This window comes from Fodinibius sp. (assembly GCF_034521915.1).
Classification (GTDB): Bacteria; Bacteroidota; Rhodothermia; order Balneolales; family Balneolaceae; genus Fodinibius.
The window spans coordinates 81,600-107,198 of sequence record NZ_JAXHLU010000014.1 but is presented as its reverse complement, the minus strand read 5'-3'; the positions used below and the strand labels follow the sequence as shown (position 1 = coordinate 107,198).

The following is a 25,599-nucleotide window of genomic DNA, read 5'->3' as shown; positions in this document are numbered from 1 at the left end:
AAAAAAAGCGAGGAGCTAAACACTCCTCGCTTTTAAATTTTTGGATGATCAGGATATTAATAACCTGATTCCATATCTTCTTTCTCCTCATTATCAGATGGCATAATCACTGCATCAATGATGTGAACAACGCCATTTGAAGCCTCAACATCAGCCTTCACTACGTTGGCGCCATTAATCATTGCTCCGTCGGATAACGAAACCTTAATTTTATTTCCTTGCACGGTTTCTACCATTTGACCGTCCTTAAGATCAGAAGACATGATCTTACCGGAAACAACGTGATAGGTTAAAATACTTTGGAGCTGCCCTTTATTTTCTTCTTTCAGCAGCATATCCAGCGTACCATCCGGCAAGTTACTGAATGCCTGATTGGTAGGAGCAAATACCGTAAAAGGTCCTTCACCATTTAGCGTTTCAACCAGATCAGCTGCTTTTACAGCAGTCACCAAAGTAGATAACTGATCGGTATCCTGCGCAATGGATATAATTTTATTGTGGTGGTCAACCTTTTTATCCTTTTCGGGATTTTGTGTAAACGCCAGCAGCACAACGGATGCCAGCATAACGGTTAAGATTTTTGTAAGCTTCATAAGAACATTGTATTTTTATTAAGGATAGTGATAGAGCAAAACATTCTAACTAATGTTTTGCGATGTGATGGATAAACGCTATTCGGCGATATACCATTCACGAAGGCCGAAGTTTTTCTTCGGCCTTTTTTATTCCCGATTTCTTATCTCTTTATACGAAGCTTCCAAATCAATCATAGGTTCCGGATAATCTTTCCCTATTTCTACACCCGCCAATTTCTGTTGCTCGAGTGTCATGAAGACAGTACGTTGGCAACGTTGTTTTCGTACTGACCCACCGCTACGTCGCTAAAGGCCTACTACGCCGAAGCACTTGGCTGCGAAGGCCGTGCAATTAAGCGTCGGCGACCTTGTTGGCGCTCTGTTACTATTTGATTGATCCACTCCTGCCCTCTCCCCAAAATTAGAGAGAGGTACTCTTTAAATAATTATAAATCTTAATCAACGAGTCTTTCTCCCTACCTGTAGGAGCCTGTTCCGCGTGCTATTGGAAAGAAATAAAAATAGGATCAATACTTTAACCTATTTCTGGGCTTTCCCTAATTATAAAGAAACTCTTTAGAGCTTTTTTTAACTATTAAAGAGTATCTTCCCCAGCTAGAAGCCGAACATCTATGAATATTATTTTTTGCAACCAACAAATCCGAACCATTACTTATAACCTACAACGCGAACTAATAAGTTGTAACCGATCTTTCCAAAAAAGTATAACAATGCCCCGAACATGATAAATTGAGAAACGCTGGGAACAATAACCAGTACTAATCTCTTGACTTTACATGTTTTTGGAGAATTCGTTTGTTCTCTTGCTTCACTTTGGGATCATTTTTCTTCGACCAAAGTCTCTCGTTGGCTTTATTATAAGCCGCTTTATGTTCTACCAGCCGCTCTGGATAATCGCTACCCAACTCAAAATTATACATTTATTGCTCCATTTTACTCATTTTCCATGGTTCATGAATTAGCTCGGTAGGCACTTGCCGGAGCTCTGGTACCCACTGACGAATAAAATTCCCCTTTGGATCATGATCGTATCCCTGTTTTACGGGATTATAGATACGAACACTGTTGACCCCCATCGTTCCAGCCTGCATCTGGAACTGCGAATAGTGTATACCCGGCTCAAAATCCAAAAACTGCCGACCCAAAAACTGAGCTCCCGCCTGCCACGGTTGCCACAGATGATGCGTAAGCACCGACACCAGCATTGTGCGCATTCGAAAATTAATATAACCCGTCTTTTTCACCGCCCGCATGCAGGCATCAACCAATGGAAAGCCGGTCTGACCCGCTTTCCAGGCTTTGACGTATGTCTCGTTTTGTTCTGTTCGGATATTATTATAGCCCCGATTCAGGTTCTCAAACTCGATGCGAGGCTCAGCCTCAAACTTCTGAATAAAATGACAATGCCATTTAAGTCGAGAACCGAAACTGCGCAACGGCCACTGGTAATCCAGCTTATCATATTCATCCCAAAGAAACTGGTATGCTTGCTGCAGCGAAAGATTACCCCACGTGAGGAAAGGCGAAATGCGGCTGCATCCATAACGACTACCAGACGGCTTTGAAATCAAGTCATTGTAGTGGCGACCGCGCTCGTACACAAAGTCCTCGAGACAGCGCCAGGCATTAGCCTCACCCCCTTGCTGAAATAACAAGTTCGGTTTTTGATAAGCGTTGGGAATGGGATGGCTCAAAATGTATTGCTGTAGCGCAGTAGCCAGATCAATGCTATCCAACGCTGCAAGATTTGGAGTATTTAATTCGCGTTTGGCGCGTTTCTTCCAGCGTTTGCGCCACCCATCGCGATGCATAAGTCCCCGAAATACGGCATTTGTTGGCGACTCTATCCATGTAATACCCTTAGAATCACAAAATCGAGCAAAATCCTTATCTCGTTCAAAGGTTAAATTTATTCCTGTTTCCTCGTGGCTAAGTACGGTAGAAATCGTATAATGATTGGACAGTTTTTTAAAAAATGGAATGACCTCGTGATAGACTTTGACTATATGCGCATTGTAGGGATCAAGCTGGTCATCCATATCACAAAGTGATTCCCAGATAAACCGTCCGTGTCGATTACCGTAATGATCTGATTCGAACAGCGAGGGCTCAAATATATAAACCAACAACGTTGGGCGCGGCGATTCAATCGCCTGTTTTAGCGGAGCATGATCACTCAGCCGCAAATCGCGCTTAAACCAAACTACATCGATCGCCGGGAATTCACTCATCGCTATCCTCCTTTAAACGCAGTCGAATAGGACCCGAATATTGGTCGGGATCTACCGGCTTTCCTTGCTGTTCGATCTGTATTTTGCCCTGACGATGTAATTTGCGAGCAGCATCTCTGGTATCATCCATTAGTTCACGCCAGTTGCCATCGGATGCAATGACCTGTGCCGCTTCGGACGGGCAGATGGTTTTACTGGATCCCCGTTTACGTACCAACTGCATAATAACCGACTGTAACTTTTGCTTTGACATCATCAATCACGATTTCTGATTTCTTCGTAGGATGATTCCAAATCAATCATAGGTTCCGGATAATCTTTTCCTATTTCTACACCCGCCAATTTCTGTTGCTCCAGTGCCATGCGATGCGGTTCATGCACAAATTCCACCGGCACATCAGACAGTTCGGGTAGCCAATGCCGTACATACTCCCCTTTTTTATCGTATTTGTCAGCCTGATTAGGAATGTTGAAATAGCGATTGCGCGGATCCTGACCTACGGTCGAATTGTACATCCAGTTGCCGTAATTACTGCAAACATCGTAATCGATGAGTTTCGATTCGAAATACTCCGCTCCCATCCGCCAATCAATATTCAGGTTCTGTGCTAAGAAACTTGCTACATTCTGCCGTCCACGGTTTGACATATACCCCGTTTTATTAAGCTCCCGCATATTGGCATCTATAAACGGAATGCCGGTCTGTCCCTCAGCCCACCGTCTAAAATCGTCTTCATCGTGGCGCCAATTACGATCTTTTTGCTGAATACCGCCCTGCTTAAAAATAGCATTCCCGTATTTCATGGCCGAATAGCGGAAAAAGTCGCGCCAGATCAGTTCAAAAATCATCCAATAGGTTGAAACGTTTTTCTTGCGTTCCTCTTCATATTTTTTAACCTCCCAGTAGATTCGACGGGGAGAGAGCGAGCCATTCGCCAGCCAGGGCGAAAATTTTGAGGAATAGTCCGATCCTAACAAACCGTTGCGGGTAAACTTATAATTTTTAAGCTGATCTTTTTCCCAGAAATACTGTTTAAGTCGCTTCAACGCTTCATCTTCTCCACCGTTGAATGGCAAAACAGCGCGATCTTCCGATGGAGGAATAGAAAGACCAAATTCTTCAATCGAAGGGAGATCTCCCGGTTCATCCACCGCAATTTCGGGCAAAACTTCCGGCGTCGGGAACTGCTGTCGCACCGAGCTATTTTTTTCAAGCTGTTTGCGAAAATTGGTGAATACCTTCGGAATGCTGCCGGGTTTGCACGGAATGTCATCAGGATGAAAAAGCATTCGCCCATTGGTGTATTCAACCTCCGCATTTACATGCTTCTCAACCGCTTCTTCGATAGCGAGCTCCTCGGAGGTAACCTCTTTTTCCGTAAAAATGATGGACGCCTCATACGCCGAAGCCAGTTCGGCTAATATGTTGTGCGTTTTGCCCTGTCTCACGATCAGATCCGAACCCAGATTTCGCAAATTATTTCTGAGATTCTGCAGCGTTTCCAATAAAAACCGAGCACGGTGCGAACCCGTCTTCGGAAACCCGAATGTGGTTTCTCCAAACCAATGGGGATCAAAAACATAAATTGGGATAACCGTATCATATTTTGATGCTCGATGGAGCGCTTCATTGTCGTGCAATCGCAAATTATTCCGAAACCAAACTATCGCCGTTGCCATATGGTGTTCTTATATTCATATTTACAACTATTAAACAACAAAGCCGCCGAACCGTTCGATATTCATAAGAATGGATTGTATAATGCTTGCTCTTTAAGTGAATGGCGTTTACAAAAATTGGCTGCAAAAGGTAATGGAATGCTCAATAGGCTTATACGAGTAACCGGACACAGTTTCTTGCTGTTATTTATCACTCTTCTTTGGGCATGTACCTCCTCATCTCCAAACACCAACCATATCCTGGAAAAACTTGAACTGCCGGAAGGCTTCAAAGCAGAAGTTTTTACAGATAACGTACCCAATGCTCGACAGCTTGCCATTGGAGAAAACGGAATCATTTATGCCGGCAGCCGAGAAGCGGGTAATGTGTATGCTATCGCAGATAAAAATAATGATTACAAGGCTGATACCGTTTACACCATTGCCAAAGATCTGCGTATGCCCAGCGGCATCGCCTACCGAAACGGCTCGCTTTATGTGGCTGCAGTAAGCACCATTTATCGATATGATGATATTGAAAGCAACCTTGCTAGCCCGCCCGAGCCGGTAATTATTACAGACAACTATCCGACGGATGGTCATCACGGCTGGAAATTTATAGGTTTTGGTCCAGATGACAAGCTGTATGTTCCTGTTGGGGCACCCTGTAATATTTGTAGACCAGACGACGAAATTTTTGCCAGCATCACTCGGATCAACCCGGATGGAACAGATCGAGAAATTATTGCTGAAGGCGTTCGCAATTCGGTAGGCTTTGATTGGCATCCTCAAACTGGTAATCTCTGGTTTACCGACAATGGCCGCGATTGGATGGGCGATAACCGTCCGCCTTGCGAGTTAAATCATCTATCCGAAACGGGACAGCATTTCGGCTACCCCTACAAGCACGGCCACGATATTTGGGATCCGGAATTTGGCGACAAGGGAAAAGCAATGGATCAGGAATTTACAGCACCGGCCCAAGCTTTGGATCCCCACGTAGCACCATTGGGAATGATTTTTTATAACGGAAATATGTTTCCGGATGCATATCACAATCAAATATTAATTGCAGAACACGGAAGTTGGAACAGAACTGAAAAAATTGGGTATCGTATAACGAAGGTTACTCTTAAAGACGGCGAAACCACTTCGTATGAACCGTTCATTGAAGGTTGGCTATAGGATAATGAATCGGTATGGGGACGTCCCGTCGATTTATTACAACTGCCGGATGGATCAGTACTTATCTCTGATGATCACAACGGCATAATTTATCGCGTTAGCTATCAAAAAAATTAAATAAACATCTACATGTCACCACTTCGAAAACGAGGTATCTATCGCAATATTGGACTTTTAATTATACGAGTTGGACTGGGTATCATGTTTATTTTACACGGGTTCCCAAAAATGTTTGGAGGGCCCGACACCTGGGTTGAAGTGGGATCGGCCATGCAATATCTGGGAATTAATTTTGCTCCCATGTTTTTTGGTTTTATGGCCGGAGTCACCGAATTTTTCGGAGGTATATTCTTATTGGGTGGCCTGTTTTTTTCGCCCAGTGTTATTTTTCTCTTTATTGTAATGGTAGTAGCTACTATCCAACATATTGGAGCCGGAGATGGCTTTGTGAGCTACTCTCACAGCATTGAAATTGCTATTGTCATGGCAGGATTATTATTTATCGGTCCCGGCAAATACAGCCTCGATCGCAAGCTGCAAAAAAGAAATAGAAGGCGTTATTAAGTATATTCTATTCCTATGAAAGCAATGGTTTTACATACCGCAGGCAAACCTTTGGAACTACGGGATATTCCAGTTCCCAATCCCGATAAAAACCAGTTGCAGTTAAAAGTACAAACCTGCGGCGTTTGCCGAACCGACCTCCATATTGTTGACGGTGAACTGGAGGATCCCAATTTGCCGCTTGTATTGGGTCATCAAATCGTAGGAACAGTAGAGAAAGTGGGAGAAAACATAACGGAATTTAATAACAGGTGATAAAGTGGGTGTTCCATGGCTGGGATACACCTGTGGAAACTGTGAATTCTGTAAAAACGATCAGGAAAATCTCTGTGATAATGCCAAATTTACCGGTTATGATATTAACGGAGGCTTTGCTGAATACACGGTAGCTGATGCGCGATTTTGTTTTCCCATTCCCGATTCCTATCCCGCCATCCAAGCCGCACCCCTCCTATGCGCCGGACTCATTGGCTACCGATCGCTCCGCAAAGCTGGCAATGCCCAAAATCTCGGCTTTTATGGATTTGGATCGGCTGCTCATATACTTACGCAAGTTGCCCTCCATCAAAACAAGGAAGTATACGCTTTTACCCGTCCGGGCGATAAAAAAGGACAACAGTTTGCCAAAAATTTAGGAGCCGCATGGGCCGGTGGATCCGAAACTCTGCCACCCCAAAAGTTGGATGCCGCTATCATTTTTGCGCCCGTTGGTCCGCTCGTACCCCAAGCTCTTAAAGCTGTTAAAAAAGGGGGGAAGGTAATCTGTGCCGGTATCCACATGAGTGATATTCCCAGTTTCCCGTATAACGATCTTTGGGAGGAGCGATCTATCGAGTCGGTAGCTAATCTAACCCGGCGCGACGGGACTGAGTTCATGCAGCTTGCTCCTGAAGTCCCGATTGAATCTCAAGTTACAACCTATCCCCTTACCCACGCCAACCAGGCACTTGATGATCTACGAGCCGGCAACTTTGATGGATCGGCCGTACTGACCATCAGCGAAGGGTAACCTTAATTCCCCAGATAAGTTATGACATAGAGTCCTATTATTTGTATCTTTGCGGGCTATAATAGCAGATAAAAATTAATCCGAGTTCTTCTAAATTCATTTATTCCCATGCACGATATTGTTCTTATTCCCGGAGACGGCATTGGTCCCGAAATCACAGAATCAGTAACTACTATCTTAGATGAGGCCGGGGCAGATATCAACTGGATACGCTGTACCGCAGGTCTTTCCGCTCAGGAAGAATTGGGAGATCCACTGCCCGGTGATACCATCGCGGCTATCGAAAAACACCGCGTTGCATTAAAGGGGCCGTTAACTACTCCGGTCGGATCGGGATTCCGATCTGTAAATGTTGCCATGCGCAAAAAATTTGAGTTATACAGCAACATTCGTCCGGCCAAAACCTTACCTCATATAAAAAGTCGTTTTGACGACGTCAACTTGGTGATGTTCCGGGAAAACACCGAAGGCTTGTATATCGGCAAGGAACAATGGGTTAAAGAAAATAATCACGCCGAAAGTATTGCTGTCGTTACCCGCAGTGCCAGCGAAAAAATTATTCGAGCCGCTTTTGAATACGCTAAAAAGAAAGGACGTAAAAAGGTTACGCTCGTTCACAAGGCTAATATCTTAAAATTCACCTGCGGTTTATTTCTGGAAGTCGGTGAAGAGATTGCCAAAGATTATCCAAACATTAAATACGAGGATTTGATCGTTGACAATATGGCCATGCAGATGGTCTTACAGCCTGAACAGTTCGATGTAATTGTAACCACTAATCTCTTTGGAGACATCCTGTCAGACTTGGCCTCTGGCCTTGTTGGTGGACTGGGACTTACAGGTGCTGCCAATATTGGCGATGATGCCGCTATGTTTGAAGCTGTTCACGGATCGGCTCCTGATATTGCCGGACAAAACAAGGCGAATCCTATCGCATTATTATTCTCGGCATTAATGCTGCTTGAGCATATTGATGAGGATGATCGCGCCGACCGAATACGACAAGCTGTTTATTACACACTCGAAAATAAATCAGTTTGTACTCCAGATATTGGTGGGCAGGGATCTACAAAAACATTTACAGAAGCTGTTTGCAAAAATCTCCGAAAATAGGTTTAAGTATCAGCGAGGAAGTTTCAAGAAATGCGGACAAACACTATCTGCTAAAGGCCTTTGTAAAACCCAGAAAATCAAGTTTGTGCGTGCCTGGGAAGCCTGCCTGCGCGGAGCCTTTCTGTATATGGCACCTGTGTAAAAAAGCTTCTGCATAGGCAGGCAATCTCCCGATCAAAGCTGGTAAAAGGAGATCGCTACATTACATTCCCCGCATGGGCGGGACAAGGCGCGATGACAGTAAGGTTTTACAAAGGCCTCTGCTAATCTATCGTAACATACTTTACATCCATAGCTTCGGTATCTAAGACGGCAAATGTTGCCTCCTCATCAAATCCATGAACCGTACCGGGATTAACTGCCAAGGTATTACCGATAAATTCGACTTTCTTTTCGTGCGTATGTCCTGATACCACAATATCATACTTGCCAGACTGTTCAAGTGCTGCAGTAATAGGAGCATCGGTGCCGTGGTACAGTGCTATGGTTTTGCCATCAACGGCCACTTCTCCGAAACTTCCTAAATGCGTCGCTCCTATCTCGCTAAACTTCTGCAAAATCAAATAATGGTCACCATCATTATTACCAAAAACGCCTTTAAGATTTACTCCTTCGAAAGGTGGAATGGTGAAAGGACTACAGAAATCACCGGCATGCAAAACGAGCTCTACATCACGTTCTCTTAATATTTTAACGGCTGTTTCAATATTCGGAACATGGTCATGAGAGTCTGAAATGAGTCCTATCAACATAGTTATTACTTCGTTTCAGGTTTTGTAAATAGTTGTAAGATTTAAAACAAGATTTCAAATTTTCAACATCCAATTAATATTATTGGCTTTAAAAAAAGTAATTTCTATTATTATCACACTTTTGACTTTTAATCTTAAACAGAGGCGCTAACGTTATGAAGAAATTATCACTGTTCGTATTAACACTATCAATTATCTGTTTCATCGGGATGCCAACCACCACTACTGCTCAAGATTTTGAAGGCGTTATTTATTTTGAAATGGCCGATTTAGCCAAACAGGGTATGGGCGAAATGCCTTATATGGTTAAAGGTAATAAAGGTCGTATGGAGATAAACCACCAGGGCCAAAAAAATGCAATGCTCATGCTCCCGGGAGAATCTAAAATGGTGATGATTATTGAGCAGATGAACGGTTATATAGAAATGGATCTTAGTAATGATTTCGGCAATACCGAAAAGGATACAACATCTGAGCCAACCATGACAAAGACCGGTGAAACCAAGACGATTGCAGGAAAAACGTGCGAAGTTTGGAGAATGAAATCGGAAGATGGCACCTTCGAAACCTGCATGGCAAAGGGCATGGGTACTTTTATGATGCCTCAAAATCAAATGCAAAAACGTAACGCACCGGCCTGGGCTCAAAAGTTTGCAGAAGAAGAAGCTATGCCCCTTGAAATTGTGGAAATCAAAAACGGGAAACGCACCGTTCAGATGAAGGCCACAAAAATTGTAGAGAAGTCACTTTCTGATGATCTCTTCAAGGTGCCAGAAGGGTATAATAATATGAGCGGCATGATGAAGGGAATGCAAAATCGGAATTAGATTTCTAAAATGTTTTCCACTTTATGTAAGCGACACTTTGAATAAAGGTGTCGCTTTTTTACTAATCACTTTATCTCAGCAAGTAACTCTTCTGCCTGTCGGCGATATTCTTTTTCGGCCTCCGCTTCTATCACATTATTTAATATGTCCTTGGCTTTAGCCCTATTCCCATTTTTAGCTAACAATTTCCCAGCCAAATATCCTGAAACAACATAAAAGGAGCGATTTCCCGTATCCGGCAGCTCATCCCCCAATGTAAAAGCCCTGGTATAACAATCAATAGCTTCGTCAGTTCTTCCCCTCTTTTCCAAAATGCGTCCCTTCCATGTCAGCAACTCCTCTTGCACCACTTTCGGATCTGGAAGATTTTTCTGCTTCCACCTCTCCAAATTGCTTTCAATAAATTCTAAGGCTTCATCAAAACGAGATTGTTTGTAATAGCTTTTCACCAAAATTCGAACATAATAACTGTTATTCGGATATTGATGATGCAGCTTTTCAAAATTTCGGACGGCCACTCCAAAATTATTTTCATAGTTGTAATGAATGTTTCCCAGAAAATAAGTGGCTTCTGCTCTCGCAAAAATCGCGTTTTCTGATGCTTCCTCTATGGCTTCCAACCCTTTTTGCTTATCGCCATCAGGCAGTGCCCAGCTAACCGTTTTTACCACGGGATATTCATCAGGGATATAATCCAGATAATAGAGTTTCAACCCCTCTGCAAGTTTTAAGTCATTTAGCTCCGGCTGAATATCAAGAAGATAATTATAAGCTTGTATCGCCTTGCGACCATAATTTATACTGGTTATCCAATCTTCACGATTTGCATAGTGACGAGCCATATATCCGTTACTAATTGCTCGAATCAACAGTCCGTCTACATGTTTTGGATGTCGATGAAGCAACTTACCCGCTCGATAATCAGTTTTTTTCATCATCTTAAAAAATTGCTCGTCGTGAGAGCGATCATGAAGATCAGTCAACACCGTCCACCACAGCTGCATACCTTCAAAAAGAGTCCACAGGGGATGATCCGGATATTTATCTTTCCATGCGGCCAGTTGCTCCTCGGCCCCTTCAAAATTCAAATTGTACACCGAATCCACAGCGGCCTTTGCATCCGTTCTAAAACTCTGGTTATTAATCAGTTCGGGGACTTGCGCTTTTGCCGGATGAGCAACAGTAAATACAAAGAATAGAAGAAATAAGTAGCGGATGGTTTTCACTTTTTTATTGTAATAACTAATCCAATCCCAACTTATTTTAAATGTGATTGAAACCAGTTACTCGTGATACTCAAAACGTTTGCAAAAGCTTTAGGGAATTCCTCATCCTCAAATGGATGGGCTGTATCAAAGGTATGGCCCGAATCTGGGATTAACTCTATTTTCTTGTCCTCAGCATTGCAATGCTCATATAACTTTTCTGCCTCACTATAGGGTACTGCCTCATCACCTTTAGAGTGAACAAAAAGGGCCGGGATATTTAATTCCTGGACGCGCTTTACTGCCATCAGGAGATCGGCATTTTCCATGGCATCTTTATAGACCACATCTTTAACCGGCATCATTTGACCGGTCCGTCCATTTTTAATTTCAGTGACACCCTTTTCTTCCCAATCATTAATCATATCATCACTCCAACGGGCATTGTAATCGGCTACCGCCGACCACGTGACCAAACATTTTATTTCGGGATATTCGGCTGCAGCGGCCACGGCGGTATGTCCACCGCGAGAATGCCCCAAGACGCCAATTGTATTTACATCCAAAGAAACACCTTGGCCTGTAATGCTTTTGTCTTTCAACGCCTTAATAACCGTCCCCACATCCTCTAAATCCTGGCTCAACGTTTCGCGGGCAAACAGATCCAACTGATCAAATTCAGTCATGCTTTCACCCACTCCATTCAACGAAAAGTTTATTGCCAAAACAGCAAAACCGCTCTTGCTTAGCTCACGGCAGCCATCCGGAAAGGCGCCCCAGTCCTTGAATCCCTTGAATCCATGCAGAAATAATATTACAGGCAAATTCTCCTGTCCACTATCTGCCGGATAGTACAAATCATAATAGATGGGAATATTTTCAGTAGATGGTACAGAACCTTCAATCTTTTTGACTTCTATATCCTTCATTGAATGGTTTGTAAAATTTTTGTTTTAAATGATACTTCATCCTGGCAATTATTTTAATTAATCAAAATCGAGCGGATCGAGTTTAACTAGCTTACGCAGGCCGTTGATCTCACTTTTTTTAAGGTAACGCCAGCGACCCATTTTTACATCTCTAAGTGTAAGTCCGGCATATTCTATACGTTTTAGCTTCGTCACCTGAGTGCCAAAATATTCCACCATTCGGCGAACAAGACGATTTCGTCCTTCAAAAATTGAGAGCACAAAACCATCCGGTGTCCGGGCAATGTTATACGCTTGTGCTGTACCGTCTTCAAGCTCAATGCCCTCAGACAACTCTTGTAACTCATCACCCTTGAGGTCCCGCTCGGTTTCCACTTCATATGTTTTTCGCACTTCGTAGCTGGGATGCATCAGTCTATTCGCCAGATCCCCGTCGTTGGTTAAGATCAACAACCCCATGGTATGGCGATCAAGACGACCCACGGGATAAACGCGCTTGCCCGTCGCATTCTCAATCTTGTCCATTACCGTATCACGGTTGCGGGGATCATCGGTTGTGGTGATGGTATCCTTCGGTTTATTCAGGAGGATATATACAAACTTTTCGAGGCTTAAAACCTGTCCCTCTACCTCAACCTTGTCGGTTCGCTGAACCTTAACTCCCATCTGGGTAACAACTTCATCGTTCACTTTCACCTTTCCGGCTGCGATATAATCATCTGCTTTTCGCCGGGAGGTGAATCCACAGTGTGCAATATATTTGTTCAGACGAATCTCCTCGTCTTCACTATAATTCTGGTCAACCTGGTGGTCAGGTTCTTCAATTTTTCCTCGATTATTCCTCTTCTTTCTTCGTCGACTCATCCTCTAAATTTTTCTGGGTATTATCCGATTCATTTTCCAATTCATTCTTTGTCTCGTCGTCCTCATCATTTTCTTCCTCCTCATCATCAAGCTGTAACACATCCGCAGTATACTCATCCAAATCAGGCACTTCCTCCTCATCAATTTTTTCAACGGCCTCAATCAGTGACATCGCGGTTTCCGTGGCGTCCTCATCTTCCGCTGTCTCCTGCAGTTCTTTAAGCTCCAGCTGACGATCAAATAAAAACTGACGATGCTCGGCCATATCATCATCTTTGAGAATCTCATTAATTTCGCGCGGTTTCGGAAGCTCATCAATAGAGTTAATGCCAAAATGCTTTAAAAAGTGTTTGGTCGTGCGATACAAAAGCGGCTTGCCCGGCGCATCCAAACGACCTGAGACTTCAATAAGCACTTTCTCCAAGAGCTGACGCAACATATAACCAGAATCCACGCCGCGAATATCATCCACTTCGGGCTTTGTAACCGGCTGTTTGTATGCCACAATAGCAAGCGTTTCAATGGCCGACTGCGATAGCTTGCGGTAAGCACTCTCGTGTTGGAAAATACTGAGCCAGGGCTCAAAACGCTTCTTGGTTGAAAAAGTATAACCCCCGGCCACGTGCTCAATATTAAATGCCAATCCGTTTTCTTCGTAACGCTGATTCAGCTTTTCCACAAAAGGTTCTATAGCATCAACTTCCAATCCTAAATTTTCCTCACCTTTAGCAATGGTCTCACAAATTTTTTCTTCCGAAATAGGCTCCGGACTGGCAAAAATTAATGCTTCAATTACCGAAGACAGGCGTGTACCGTCAACAAATTGATAGTCTTGCATAACTGTTCCCCTTATAGGAAAAACTCTTCTTTAGATTACGGCTGATTTCACAAAGGGCCTAAAATAACAAATTTTTTACCCTTCATTCTCTTTAATGATAAAAAAGCCGTCGTTACCCTGTCTCTGATACAGGGGCATCAAAATATAACCGTCCGTTTGTGCGATAATTTTTCCTTTATTGTCATTAGCCAGCCACTCCCCTTCTTTTATAGGCTGAAAATTTGCGTATCCGGGTCGCATAGCAAATCCATCGCCGGCCTCAATAATATGCTGATATACCAACTCTGTTTCCACAGGCAGGTTTTTTGTATGCTCCTTCATGTGTCTTTCAAAATCCTTTATTTTTTCCACATACTGTTTTTCGATAGATCCCACAGCATACAGCAAAAGCAAAAGCGAAGCCGTTATATTATATTCTGTGAGATTATTTTCATGCTGGCCGCCCTCCAATCCAAAAGAGATAAATCCCTGATTCTGATAATATCCCAGCGCCGTACCCTGCAGCGATTTCTCAATTCCATAAACCATGGGCACATACAAGTTGGATAATAGCTCGCGTTGACGAGGATCAGAGCTTGTAATGGTAAACATGCTTCCTTCAGCAGAAAACGTATGAACATCCGCCAAAACAACCGGAGTATCACTACGCTCTTCAATATCATCCAGAATGGGAAGCAGCTGTTTCATCTGCCTGCGCTCATTCGATTTAATGCGAGCTTCAGGAGTATTACGAACCTTTTCAATGATTGAGGGAAACCACAGGCGATTCATATCCTCGTCAAGATACCGGACATTGTGCTCAAGCGCCGGTAAATTAGCGCGGAGAATAATCAGTCGCCCATTAATCTGCGGACGAACATCTTTTAACATCTCGTATAAATTCCTGGCCGCATCTACGCCGACAGGCTCATTGCCATGCAGCCCTGTTACCACCACTACAGTAGGACCACCGGGATCTCCTTCAACAACTCCTAATATCCGATCGTCTTTCGTTTCTGCTGCACTATTACTTTTCGTCGGATTCCTCATTCTCCTCATTATTCAAATGTAATACTTTCAATAAACGTCGTGCTATTCTCATATAATTATGCTCGGTAATAATTCCAACGAGCCTGTTATTTTTTACTACCGGCAGACACCCTATCTGCTGGCTATCCATAATTTCCATCGCCTCCATAATAGAAGCCTCCGGATGAATAGTAATAGGATTCTCAATCATGATATCTTCAACCGACTCCACAACATTTTCATCATGATTGACGGACTTGGAATAGGCATTAAACACCATCCGCATGGTCACCAAACCCACAAGGTGTTTTTTGTCATCCTCTACCGGAACATACCGGATACGCCGCCAATCAATCAAGTTAGCCGTAAACTCCACCAGATCATCTTTTTGTACCGTAAACAGATCGGTCGTCATAAACTCTTCGACAATTAAGCTTGAAGGCTTCCAGTGCTCCAGATCCTCCATGCGGGCACGTCCCCATTTATGTACCGGCTCTCCTTTTTTCTGATTTTTGATCATCGCTGTTGTTATAGCAGCCAGCGTCTGCTCCTTAGACCCATTTTCCTTCATCAGCGAAGCATAATTATTTAACATCCAGTACGATGGAGTTTGCCCTGCCGTTACGCGCTGCTCAATAATATCCAGATATTCTGTAATATCACTTCCATTAATATCGGCTTCCTCCAACCCTTCTCTGGCAATGGGCAGCAGTTCTTCTGTTACCAAATCCACTGCATTGATACGCTGGTTATCAAACCATCGAAATTTCGTATCGAGCCCCATTTTCGAAGCCGTCACAAAATTCATTCGTGCGTCATCAAAATCCATTTCATCAGCTATATTGGGATGGTAATCTCCCATCTTATTCATCAATCCCAACCAAAACGCCGAATTGGCAACCTCATCTGTTACCGTCGGTCCTGACGGAAAAACCCTGTTCTCGATTCGCAGATGTGCCTTTCCATCCGTAATACCATAGCAAGGACGATTCCATCGATATACAGTACCATTATGAACTTGCAATGCATGCAAAGCGGGGGGCGTACCTTCATCCAGTAACTTTTCAACATCCTCAGTTACTTCCGAGCTCAACATCACACGGTATCGAGCCGTATCTTCCTGGAAAATTTCGAGAACACTCTTATTCACCCATTCATTGCCAAACGTTACACGTGGACTGCTTTCGCGGAGGTGCTCCCCCACCGTGCGGGTATCCACTGACTGCTGAAACAACGCTATGCGTGTTTCATTCCACAGCCGTTTCCCAAAAAGGATGGGCGATCCCACGGTCGCCGCCAACACCGGTGCCGTCACCAGCTGCGCAACATTATATTTTGAAACAAAATCATCGGGCCCAACCTGCAAATGCACCTGAAATCCCGTATTGCAGGCCTCCAGCAGCGGCGAATCAAATTTCATTAGTAACTCATCCATACCCTGGATACGCAGATCATAATCACTGCCGCGCAGTTTATTAATGGCCTGCGTAAGTGCCCTGTAACGTTGCAAGGGAGTCTGATTTTTAAGGTCAATATCAACCTTGCGGATTGTCGGCAAAATACCTGTTAATATAATCTCTCCTCCGAGATCTTCCGTAGCCGTTCGAACTTTATTAATCTGCTCCTGGAGGTTTTTCTCCATTCTCGAAAGACAATCCCCCTTAAATTCCAGGGGCTCCATATTTATTTCGAGATTGAATTTTGCATATTCCGTAGTAAAGTTGCCGTCTTCATGCTCCTGCAACTTTTCAAGAACCTCCATATTATGCGGCCAGGCTTTAGCCTGTTGATCAACCAGACAAAGCTCCTGCTCGGCTCCAATCCGTATAGGATCAGTTTCAAACCAATCCCCCTCATTAAGCATACGATCCAGCGCTCGAAGATCCTTCAACACATATTTCATAAAGCGCTGTACTTCTTCCTGACTGTCGGCCAATTTTACCCGGGATTCGCCCATAGGCACCTCATTTTAATTATAAAGGTATCTTTGCGTTGTAATAATCGAATTTATTGAACAGAATGCAAGCGTTCTATCCTGACTTTTTTATGCATCTTGTCTAACAAATATTTATTCCTCATAATTTAATAAACACTTCAAATGATAATTATTCTAGCGCATCCACATTTACATTAATACGAACTGAACTGGCGCCTTTCGGTTTTCGATCATCAAACAGATCAAACGTTCTGTCAAGCATTTGCTCAATGGCCGAAGCGCCATTCTTGGGATTTATTTTGATAAAGCTCTCCCATCGATAAAAATTCTGCATTTTGGCAATGGCCGCCGGTGAGGGACCCAATACCGAATCGAAGCTGCCTAATACCTCAGTCAGACAATCGGTAAAAGTTTCAGCTACTTTCCGAACGCGACTTTCTTGTTCTCCCTTAAATACAAACCTGATAATGCGCGAATACGGTGGATACTGCAGCATTTTGCGATAGGCCAGCTCCTGCCGGGCAAATGATTTGTAATCGTGGTTTTTTGCCTGCTGTATGGCGGGATGATCGGGCTGCCAGGTCTGAAAAAACACCCTCCCCTCCTTATCGGCCCTGCCCGAACGCCCGGCTACCTGGCTCAACAGCTGATACATGCGTTCTCCAGAACGGAACGAAGGAAAAGCGAGCTCGGTATCGGCATCAATCACTCCCACAACCGTCACATCGGGGAAATCCAGTCCCTTTCCCACAATTTGAGTACCGACCAATATATCTGCCTCCTTTCGTCCAAATGCTTTTAAAATTTTTGAATGCGCATTCTTTCCCGAAGTGGTATCAAAATCCATGCGCAACGTTTCCGAATTGGGATACAACTCAGAAATTTGCTCCTCCAGCTGTTGGGTCCCGCTCCCCCTGGATTCTATTGTGTCATTTCCACATTCTTTACACCGTCGTGGCTGACGTTCTGAATATCCACAGTAGTGACATCGCAACTGCTTCTTTGATTTATGATACGTCAAACTCACCGAGCAATTCGGGCATTCGGGTATTTCTCCGCAAGTTGCACACTGCAGGTATGATGCAAAACCTCTTCTGTTATACAACAGAATAGCTTGTTCATCCTTTTCTATAGCTTCTTTGATCACTTCAAAAAGAGGAATGGCAATCGGGCCTTTCATTGCGGATCGATATTGTTTGAGATCAAGCAACTTCACTTCTGGAAGCTTCGCATCAAAAGGTCGCTCATTAAGCTCCAGATATTCGCTTTTTCCCTTCTTTGTGCCAAACAGAGAAACCATACTTGGCGTTGCAGATCCCAAAACCACCGGAATATCATTGATATGAGCTCGCATAATTGCTACATCGCGACCGTTATAGCGTGGGGCCGGATCTTCCTGCTTATACGACATATCGTGCTCTTCATCCACCACGATAAGTCCCAGATTCTGCACCGGGGCAAACACCGCCGATCGAGCGCCTATAGCAATTCGTTTTTCGCCTTTTTGCAGTGCCCTCCATGCATCATACCGCTCCCGATCGGTGAGCCTGCTGTGAAGTACTGCGATATCGTCGCCAAATATCAGATGAAATCGTTTTACGATCTGTGGCGTTAGACCAATCTCGGGAACTAAAACCAATCCCCCTTTTCCCTGTTCCAAGACTCTCTTTAAGGCATGAATATAAACTTCTGTTTTCCCGCTTCCCGTTATACCATACAGCAAATAGCTGCCGAAGGTCTCCTTATCAATTGATTTTTTAATCTCATTAAAAGCCGCTTGCTGCTCATCATTCAAGGTATTTAGTTGTGCCGGATCATACTCCAGCTTCATACTCAAATTGGTGGTTTCCACCTCATCATATTTTAACAACCCTTCTTCGGCAATTCTGTTGAGCGTATAATATTCCAATAACTCAAAGTCTGTCAGCTCCTTTTGAAATTCAGGCAGATCCAATTCGGTTAATGTTTGTAATGCTTGCACCCATTTATAATTCTTACCTGATTTTTTGTGGTCCTCCACAATTTTCCTGGCTTCCCCTCTGCTTTTCTCACTCTTCCATTGCCACAATTTATCAGTACTTGGATCCATCTTCATTTCCGGCTGTTCCCAAATTTCCAGCAGTTTTTGTCCTACCAACTTATCGATGATTTTATCACACCATCTTTTTTGGGCTTCTACTAACAGGTAGGATTCGTCCTGTTGAATTTCTTTAACGATTTCCGTTTCCTCATCATTAAGATAATCGGGAAGCTCACGCTCTTTTGTGGTCAGATATTTTTGGGCATAAAAATTTAGCCCGACCGGCAGGGCAGCCTGTATTACCTCACCCCATCCACAGTAATAAAAGCGATGAATCCATTCGGTTAGCTTCAACAATTCATCAGAAATAATCGGCTTTTCATCCAGCACCTGTTGTACCGGACGGGTATTAAAGTCGGGGCGTTCATTATGGATCTTAACCACAATCCCGATTTTTTTATGCTTTTGGAGGGGTACCCATACGCGCTTACCTACTTCTGCATTGACCCGATACTCCTCAGGCAGGCTGTACGTAAACTGCCGTCGTACAGCGGTGGGAAATACAATATCTGCGTATAAAGACAAGTCGATTATCTATTATTAGTTTTAAGAGACCTTTGCACAACTACCCATGTCATGCTTTCCCGAATGCTCTCGGGATTAGCATCTGTAAAACAATCATTATTCGGAGCCTATGCAAAACCCTAAATATGAAGATTGTTATTGCGAGCCTGGGAAGTAATCTCCTGATCAATGTTCCTAAAAGGAGATCGCCACATTACATTCGCGATGACAATAAGATTTTGCATAGGCTCCTTTAAATTAAAGCTGCTGCAAAGCATATTCATTCTGAGGCTGTGAGTCAATACATAATACAAATAAAAAAAGGGCTCCGATTGCTCGGAGCCCTTCTAATTATATACTTATCGTATAACGACAAGCTAAGTTTTCTAACTGCTAGTTCACAGAACTTGCATAGTCTGCATCCCAGAAGAGAAGTGTACTTGTTTCATCTCCGCCTATAGCAGAAGCTGCTGCTTCCCAGTTAGACTCGTTCAGATTCTGCTCGTCTACTGGATATATGAAACGAGTTGGGATATCATCCTCGGTATCTGCGCCGGGATTTTCGGCGAAGTTCCATGTCGGATGATCCAGTCGTCTCCAATCGGTCCATGCTTGTAGTCCCTGCATGTAAAGACCAACCCATTTTTGCTCAGCAATTGCTTTCAGCTGATCTGGTAAAGATCCTGCAACAGGATATGGATTGTTAGTCAAGTAAGTAGTTATTTCACCTTGATCAATCTCCTTCTGTGCAGCAGTGGGTTCTTGTTCCCAAATACCACCGGATTGTGCAGCTTCACTCCAATAATTCATATCAGCAGTTATAGCTTCATTATAATGCGATTGAGCTGTTCCGGAAACATTCCAGCCGCGAGCTGCAGCTTCTGCCCGGATAAATTCAACCTCATCGTATCCCAGAAGGATTCCTTCAAAGCTTGGCTGAATTAAAGGACCCTGAATATGGGAGAAGTCAACATAGCCGTTAGATGCTCCATAAAGTCCACCTTGGAATCTTGGATTATCCGTACCATCTGAAGTTGTATCAACCGTAGTAAAATGGATCCAACGACGAGGATCATCATTGTTATTCATCATTTCGATTAGGGTGTTAGCAGCTACAAAGTCATTACGACCTGTGCTGATCACATCTTCCCAAACGGGGTTGGTATGAGGTTGTGCAGATTGGAATTGAAGTGCTAACTGTTCACCAGTTGATTGAAATGCATTGGGAGATGCAGCTTCAATTGCAGTCTGTGCTGCTCCTGCATTTGCATCGGACAATTGAATTGCCATACGCATTTTAAGCGAATTGGCAAACTTAACCCAAGCGCCAACATTGCCATCGTAATAAACATCTGCAGCAGCAGAGAAGCCTGAGCTTCCCGAATTCAGATCACTGATAGCCGCATTTAATCGGCTCATTAAATCTGAATAAATAGTGGCATCATCATCGTATGCAGGAGATGGATTATCAGCATCTAAAGCTTCTGTATAAGGAATATCGCCAAATACAGTAACGAGCTGATGGTATGCCATGACCTGCATTACTTCGATTTGAGCCTGCATAACCGTTTTTTGTGCATCAGGAATAAGTTCATTTTCAGCAACAAGGGCAGAAGATTCCTTCAAGTCATTAAGGACATCGCGATAGATTTCGCTCCAGTAGTTAGAAGGAATACTACGACCCGACAAATTATACTGAGATTCATCAGCATAAGTGGTCGCGGCCCAATACTGAGACATGAACTTAAACATGTTAATATTGTAATCTACACTTGTATTCAACGTTCCCAGACTAACGAGAGCGTTGGAAAACAAGGGGTCTGCCGGTACATCAGTTGCGCCTTTCGGATTTTCATTCAAGCTGGTCAAATCATCCTTGCACGAACCGAGTACCAGTGCAAATACTAATAAAGGTAATAATAGTTTTCTCATGGTATTCAATCCTAAAATTCAAGTTTCAAGTTAAACGTGAAATTACGTGTGGATGGATAAGCACCACCTTGATAACCTTGCACGTTACCTGCAACAATTCCCTGCTCAGGATCGGCATGAGGCAGGTTTTTGTGGATAATCCACAAGTTACGGCCGATAGCCGAAACAGAAGCACCTTTAATAGGTCCTACCTTGTCAAGCAAGTTCTGTGGCAAGTTATAGGTTAATCCAACTTCACGAAGCTTCACATAACTTCCGTCATAAATGAACTGCGCAGCAGGGTTTGATACCCAACCGTAAGCTCCCGTATAATTATCAGCATACGCACGGACATCATTTTTACTTCCGTCAGCCTTATAGCCGTCGAGAATTACTCCACCGCCATTTGCAAGACTGTTACGTTTAGGATTGCCTAAATCATTGTTTCCAGCAGTAATTGGATACAGACCCGTTCCCTGACCGTAGTATTGGTCAAGTGAGAAAATATCTCCACCCCAGCGCACGTCAACCAAGAAGTTGAGTGAGAAGTTCTGGTAATTTAAACGGTTTGAAATACCACCCGTCCAGTCGGGATTCATATTTCCAATAATATTATTGGAAGATGATGTTACTGCATAAAACCCGGCTTCTGTCAGCTTTCTACCACCGTTTTCACTCCAGGATTCACCATCGAGATTAACGAAGTCTGTACCACGAATGGCACCATATGGTTGCCCTTCTGCAGCACTAATAGAAACACCACCTTGTGGAGATGCAAGCTGATAATTTGAAATACCTGGGGCAAGTTCTTTAACCTTGTTGATGTTTTTACTCCAGTTGACATTCATTGTCCAGGTGAAATCACGGCTTGAAATTGGACGTACTGTTGCGGATACCTCCCAACCTCGGTTTTCTACATTACCGGCGTTTACAAACTTAGTAGAATAACCGGTAGATCGTGATACCTCAGTAGCAAGTATCTGGTCAACAGTATTCATGTCATAGTAGTTAACATCCAACGTGGCACGATCATTAAATACACCTAATTGAATACCAACTTCCCAACTCTTAGTACGCTCTGGTTTCAAGTTCGGATTATTCTTAGTAGATGGCAGCGTATATAGCCCCGCTGATCCAAAGTTTGACGGACGTGAATAAGTGTCAGTCACACTATAGGGAGGAGCTGTATTACCAACCTGAGCCCAGCTACCACGAATTTTACCGAAGGACAACCAGTCTGCGTCAACAAATTCACTAAAAGTAAAGCCTGCAGAAACAGATGGATAATAATAAACATTTTCACCCTCAGGTAAAGAGGAAGCTTTATCGCGTCGCCCCGTAGCCTCTACGGTAAAGAAACCACCGTAATTCACGTTCAAGCTGGCAAAATATCCATTAACACCCAATTGCTGGTCTGTTTCATTTGGATATTGAATGGAATTGACAGAATTACTCAGTGAGTACAATCCGGGAACTACGAGTCCACCATTTGTTTGAGCAGAAATAGCCTGTTCATGATTACGGCGCAAGTTCATACCAACTACACCACTAACACGAATATCTTCGTTCAGCTGCTTTTTATAATTGGCAAGAACGTCGTAGTTGAACTCGGTAAAGTTCTCTGACATTCGATAGTATCCTGCATAGTCGGTACCATGCCCGATACTACTCACGTTGTTACGCTCTTCAATAAGCTGAGAATAACTATCAACACTGATTCGGCCTGTTAGGCTTAACCAGTCAACAACTTGATAGTTTGCCTCCACATTACCGAAGTAACGATCACGCTCATCAGTAGAGAAGTTTTCATAACGATCCCAGTATGGATTATTCCAATAAATTGGTGAACCACCCAAATTTCCTTGTGCCCAGTTCCATGTTTCATTAGTACGATTACGGAAATAAGCACGTTTTTGGTCTTCAATATCTACAGAGGTGTTCCACCACTGGCGGTATAAACTCATCATGGTACTGTAACCACGAGCCGGTCGTGCATGACCCGAAGTCTGGGAATATTGAATCTTACCGGAGACCGAAAGTTTATCACTTACATCATACCCAGCTGCAAAGTTCAGCTTGTTTTTATCAAGCTTTGCATTTGGAATAATACCGGTTGTATTTGTTTGGTTATAACCCATGTTATAATATCCGCCTTCAAAACCACCATCGATCTGGATACTATTTGTAAAGTCTGTACCCGTTTTAAAGAAATCCATCGGTGTATTTTCAGGAGCAACCCAGGGAGTTGCTGTCATGAAATTAGGCCCTCCTTCTACAAAAGCATCCCATTGGTACACTGACTGTCCTTCAAATTTGGGACCGTAAGAACCATCATCCCAGGGGTTACCAATGGTTTCTTCTGTACCATCCCCATCAATATCGATGGATCCGAATGAAGGAAAATAACCACCGCCATACTGCATCTGGTGATCAACAAATGTGCTTTTGTTTATCGTTTGGATAGAAGCACTTGAGTTGAACGTAACCTGAGTAGCTCGGCTCCCTTTTCTTCCACCTTTCGTTTCAATCACAATCGCACCGTTAGACGCACGGGAACCATAGAGCGCTGCCGCAGCAGGTCCCTTCAACACGTTTACGGAAGCAATGTTATCCGGATTAATGTCAACACCGGTATTTCCATAGTCGTACCCGGCAAAACCAGCCTCAGTATTTGCATCATTGAATTCCTGGTTTGCATAAGGCACACCGTCAACGACAAATAACACCTGGTTGTTTCCGGAAATAGACGTATAACCACGCATTACAATATTGGTGGAACCGCCCATACCATTAGACTGGCTTACTTTAAGACCGGAAACTCGGCCACTCAAAGATGCCGCAAAATTATCACTTCGACTTTCAGCAACAATGTCACCGTCTACCTGTTGTGCAGAATAGGGGAGATCATTCATACTTTGCTCCACCCCATATGCTGTTACCACAACGTCATCAAGCTGTTGCATTGATGAGGAAAGTGGAATATCGAGTGTGACTGTTGACTGATCAACTGTAACCTGTTGTTCGAATGTGTTATACCCAACGAAGCTGGCGCGCACGGTATATGTACCATACTCAACCCCTTCGATTGTAAACTCACCTTGTGCGTTGGTAGCGGCACCCCGCTGCAACTCCACAATGTACACGTTTACACTAGGCAATGTTTCACCCGAACTTTCGTCGGTTATTGTGCCTGTTATTGTCCCTGACTGCGCAAAGGCAGTAGCGGAAAATATCAGGCATAACGTAAATAGAGATAGTAGTTTTTTTACCATAGCCCTGATTTGTTTTAGTTATGATTAGAATAAATCGTAAAAGAGTGCCAAGTAATTAAACTTAACACTTTCTTAATGGTTTTTTTACCACTCCTTTATATATATAAAATTGTTCAAAGAAGAAAATATTTTACAACACTCACTCGTTAGCGGGTTATAATAATATCTATATCATACAAATACCCCTATCTGCTTGTATAACAATATCTTATGCTATTTCCATACCGATATCTTTATCGTATTAGTTATTTAGAATATGGACAATAATTTTTAACAAAAATGTTTAATATGTTCAAATCAACGTACTGTAGAGAGTGCATTTTCCCTGCCTGCAGCTTACTAAGGCATTTTTTTAACCTCTTTTATGTTTTAATAGCAGTTAAAACATAAAAACTTTAATTAAATTCTATTATCTAAAAGAAATTTACCAATATTCCCTACATATCTTTGAGGAAAAAACCCACGCAATAAAAAAAGCACCGAGCCTATCTATAGCCCGGTGCTAATATTTTCCAAATTTATTCTCTAATTATCATTACTTGCAGCTTTTGTAGTAATTTCGATCACTCCATGACCAGCTTCACTACCATACTGAGCCGCCTCTGACTCAGGTAATAAACGGACTGATTTTATCTCACCCGCAGAAAACATTTGGGCAACGTTAGGATAGTTACGCCCAACCTTTTGACCATCAACAACAAATAACGGCTGGCGCTTATTACTATCTCCAAAACCAGGATCACCTTTACTTGAAGAAGTGACACCGCGACTGGCACCCGAAAATCCTCTGGGACGCAACATGACTTTAGCATAATTACCACTACCGGTAATTTGAACACCATTTAAACGACGAAGATGATCTTCTAATGTCATCGTATCAGTGCCCTCGGTTCCTGCCGTACTCCTTTGGCTTGTCGTACTACTGGTTGCACATCCTGCCATTACTAACAATGATGCCACAACAAGTAATTTTATTCCTTTATTTACAAATTCCATAACGCTATTCTTTTGATTTAGATTTATCCACTAAAAATGGTACAAACTAATCATCAACAAGTAAAGACGGTTCGTCACATTTATTTACCACTCATCAAAAGGCATCTTTTTAATAACTTT

General features: G+C 43.1%; 20 protein-coding genes and 1 pseudogene. 5 read left to right on the top strand and 16 right to left on the bottom strand.

Features of this window, described 5'->3' with window-relative positions:
- Positions 1–56: 56 nt before the first annotated feature.
- The 5 genes from U5J89_RS09805 to U5J89_RS09785 all read right to left on the bottom strand — a co-directional run bounded on the left by U5J89_RS09805 (position 57) and on the right by U5J89_RS09785 (position 4,507).
- Positions 57–593, bottom strand: a complete 537-nt coding sequence (locus U5J89_RS09805; protein WP_322575445.1) for a fasciclin domain-containing protein — start codon at positions 591–593, stop codon at positions 57–59.
- Positions 594–1,354: 761 nt separating this feature from the next.
- Positions 1,355–1,516, bottom strand: a complete 162-nt coding sequence (locus U5J89_RS09800; protein ID WP_322575444.1) for a hypothetical protein — start codon at positions 1,514–1,516, stop codon at positions 1,355–1,357.
- Positions 1,517–2,827, bottom strand: a complete 1,311-nt coding sequence (locus U5J89_RS09795; protein WP_322575443.1) for a cryptochrome/deoxyribodipyrimidine photo-lyase family protein — start codon at positions 2,825–2,827, stop codon at positions 1,517–1,519.
- Positions 2,820–3,083 (bottom strand): DUF3253 domain-containing protein, encoded by a 264-nt coding sequence (locus U5J89_RS09790; protein ID WP_322575442.1) that lies wholly within the window; start codon positions 3,081–3,083, stop codon positions 2,820–2,822. The genes U5J89_RS09795 and U5J89_RS09790 overlap by 8 nt, the downstream gene beginning before the upstream one ends.
- Positions 3,083–4,507: a DASH family cryptochrome gene (locus U5J89_RS09785; RefSeq protein ID WP_322575441.1), complete on the bottom strand. Its 1,425-nt coding sequence runs from the start codon at positions 4,505–4,507 to the stop codon at positions 3,083–3,085. Before U5J89_RS09785 ends, U5J89_RS09790 begins: the two co-directional genes overlap by 1 nt.
- A 138-nt stretch (positions 4,508–4,645) precedes the next feature.
- On the opposite strand from U5J89_RS09785, the gene U5J89_RS09780 reads away from it, so the two are divergent.
- From U5J89_RS09780 to U5J89_RS09760, 4 genes and pseudogenes are all read left to right on the top strand, one after another.
- The gene (locus U5J89_RS09780) at positions 4,646–5,671 is read left to right on the top strand and encodes a PQQ-dependent sugar dehydrogenase (protein WP_322575440.1); all 1,026 of its coding nucleotides are present in this window, start codon (positions 4,646–4,648) and stop codon (positions 5,669–5,671) included.
- 129 nt (positions 5,672–5,800) lie between these two features.
- Complete coding sequence (locus U5J89_RS09775) at positions 5,801–6,235, top strand: DoxX family protein (protein WP_322575439.1); 435 nt, start codon at positions 5,801–5,803, stop codon at positions 6,233–6,235.
- Positions 6,236–6,250: 15 nt separating this feature from the next.
- Positions 6,251–7,244, top strand: a pseudogene (locus U5J89_RS09765) (zinc-dependent alcohol dehydrogenase family protein).
- A gap of 108 nt (positions 7,245–7,352) precedes the next feature.
- On the top strand, positions 7,353–8,357 hold the full coding sequence (locus U5J89_RS09760) for an isocitrate/isopropylmalate dehydrogenase family protein (RefSeq protein WP_322575436.1): 1,005 nt from the start codon (positions 7,353–7,355) through the stop codon (positions 8,355–8,357).
- A gap of 263 nt (positions 8,358–8,620) precedes the next feature.
- On the opposite strand, the gene U5J89_RS09755 is transcribed toward U5J89_RS09760, so the two are convergent.
- Positions 8,621–9,109, bottom strand: coding sequence for a metallophosphoesterase (locus tag U5J89_RS09755; protein WP_322575435.1), 489 nt, complete (start codon positions 9,107–9,109; stop codon positions 8,621–8,623).
- 155 nt (positions 9,110–9,264) lie between these two features.
- Here U5J89_RS09755 and U5J89_RS09750 point away from each other — a divergent pair, with 155 nt between their 5' ends.
- Positions 9,265–9,936 (top strand): DUF4412 domain-containing protein, encoded by a 672-nt coding sequence (locus U5J89_RS09750; RefSeq protein ID WP_322575434.1) that lies wholly within the window; start codon positions 9,265–9,267, stop codon positions 9,934–9,936.
- Positions 9,937–10,001: 65 nt separating this feature from the next.
- Here U5J89_RS09750 and U5J89_RS09745 read toward each other — a convergent pair whose 3' ends face one another.
- The 10 genes from U5J89_RS09745 to U5J89_RS09700 form a co-directional block, all read right to left on the bottom strand.
- Entirely contained in the window at positions 10,002–11,162 is a 1,161-nt protein-coding gene (locus U5J89_RS09745; protein WP_322575433.1) for a hypothetical protein, read from the bottom strand.
- A 32-nt stretch (positions 11,163–11,194) separates the two neighbouring features.
- Positions 11,195–12,070, bottom strand: coding sequence for an alpha/beta hydrolase family protein (locus U5J89_RS09740; RefSeq protein ID WP_322575432.1), 876 nt, complete (start codon positions 12,068–12,070; stop codon positions 11,195–11,197).
- A 57-nt stretch (positions 12,071–12,127) separates the two neighbouring features.
- Positions 12,128–12,934, bottom strand: coding sequence for a pseudouridine synthase (locus tag U5J89_RS09735; protein ID WP_322575431.1), 807 nt, complete (start codon positions 12,932–12,934; stop codon positions 12,128–12,130).
- On the bottom strand, positions 12,906–13,772 hold the full coding sequence (gene scpB / locus U5J89_RS09730) for an SMC-Scp complex subunit ScpB (RefSeq protein WP_322575430.1): 867 nt from the start codon (positions 13,770–13,772) through the stop codon (positions 12,906–12,908). The genes U5J89_RS09735 and scpB overlap by 29 nt, the downstream gene beginning before the upstream one ends.
- A 75-nt stretch (positions 13,773–13,847) precedes the next feature.
- The gene (locus tag U5J89_RS09725; protein WP_322575429.1) at positions 13,848–14,801 is read right to left on the bottom strand and encodes a succinylglutamate desuccinylase/aspartoacylase domain-containing protein; all 954 of its coding nucleotides are present in this window, start codon (positions 14,799–14,801) and stop codon (positions 13,848–13,850) included.
- On the bottom strand, positions 14,779–16,737 hold the full coding sequence (locus tag U5J89_RS09720) for a CBS domain-containing protein (protein ID WP_322575428.1): 1,959 nt from the start codon (positions 16,735–16,737) through the stop codon (positions 14,779–14,781). The genes U5J89_RS09725 and U5J89_RS09720 overlap by 23 nt, the downstream gene beginning before the upstream one ends.
- Before the next feature lie 148 nt (positions 16,738–16,885).
- Positions 16,886–19,321: a replication restart helicase PriA gene (gene priA / locus U5J89_RS09715; RefSeq protein ID WP_322575427.1), complete on the bottom strand. Its 2,436-nt coding sequence runs from the start codon at positions 19,319–19,321 to the stop codon at positions 16,886–16,888.
- Between the two features lie 372 nt (positions 19,322–19,693).
- Positions 19,694–21,232 (bottom strand): SusD/RagB family nutrient-binding outer membrane lipoprotein, encoded by a 1,539-nt coding sequence (locus tag U5J89_RS09710; RefSeq protein ID WP_322575426.1) that lies wholly within the window; start codon positions 21,230–21,232, stop codon positions 19,694–19,696.
- 11 nt (positions 21,233–21,243) lie between these two features.
- Positions 21,244–24,483 carry a SusC/RagA family TonB-linked outer membrane protein gene (locus U5J89_RS09705; RefSeq protein WP_322575425.1) on the bottom strand — a complete coding sequence of 1,080 codons (3,240 nt, stop codon included), beginning with the start codon at positions 24,481–24,483 and terminating at the stop codon, positions 21,244–21,246.
- Between the two features lie 525 nt (positions 24,484–25,008).
- Positions 25,009–25,479 carry a TonB-dependent receptor gene (locus U5J89_RS09700; RefSeq protein WP_322575424.1) on the bottom strand — a complete coding sequence of 157 codons (471 nt, stop codon included), beginning with the start codon at positions 25,477–25,479 and terminating at the stop codon, positions 25,009–25,011.
- Positions 25,480–25,599: the final 120 nt, after the last annotated feature.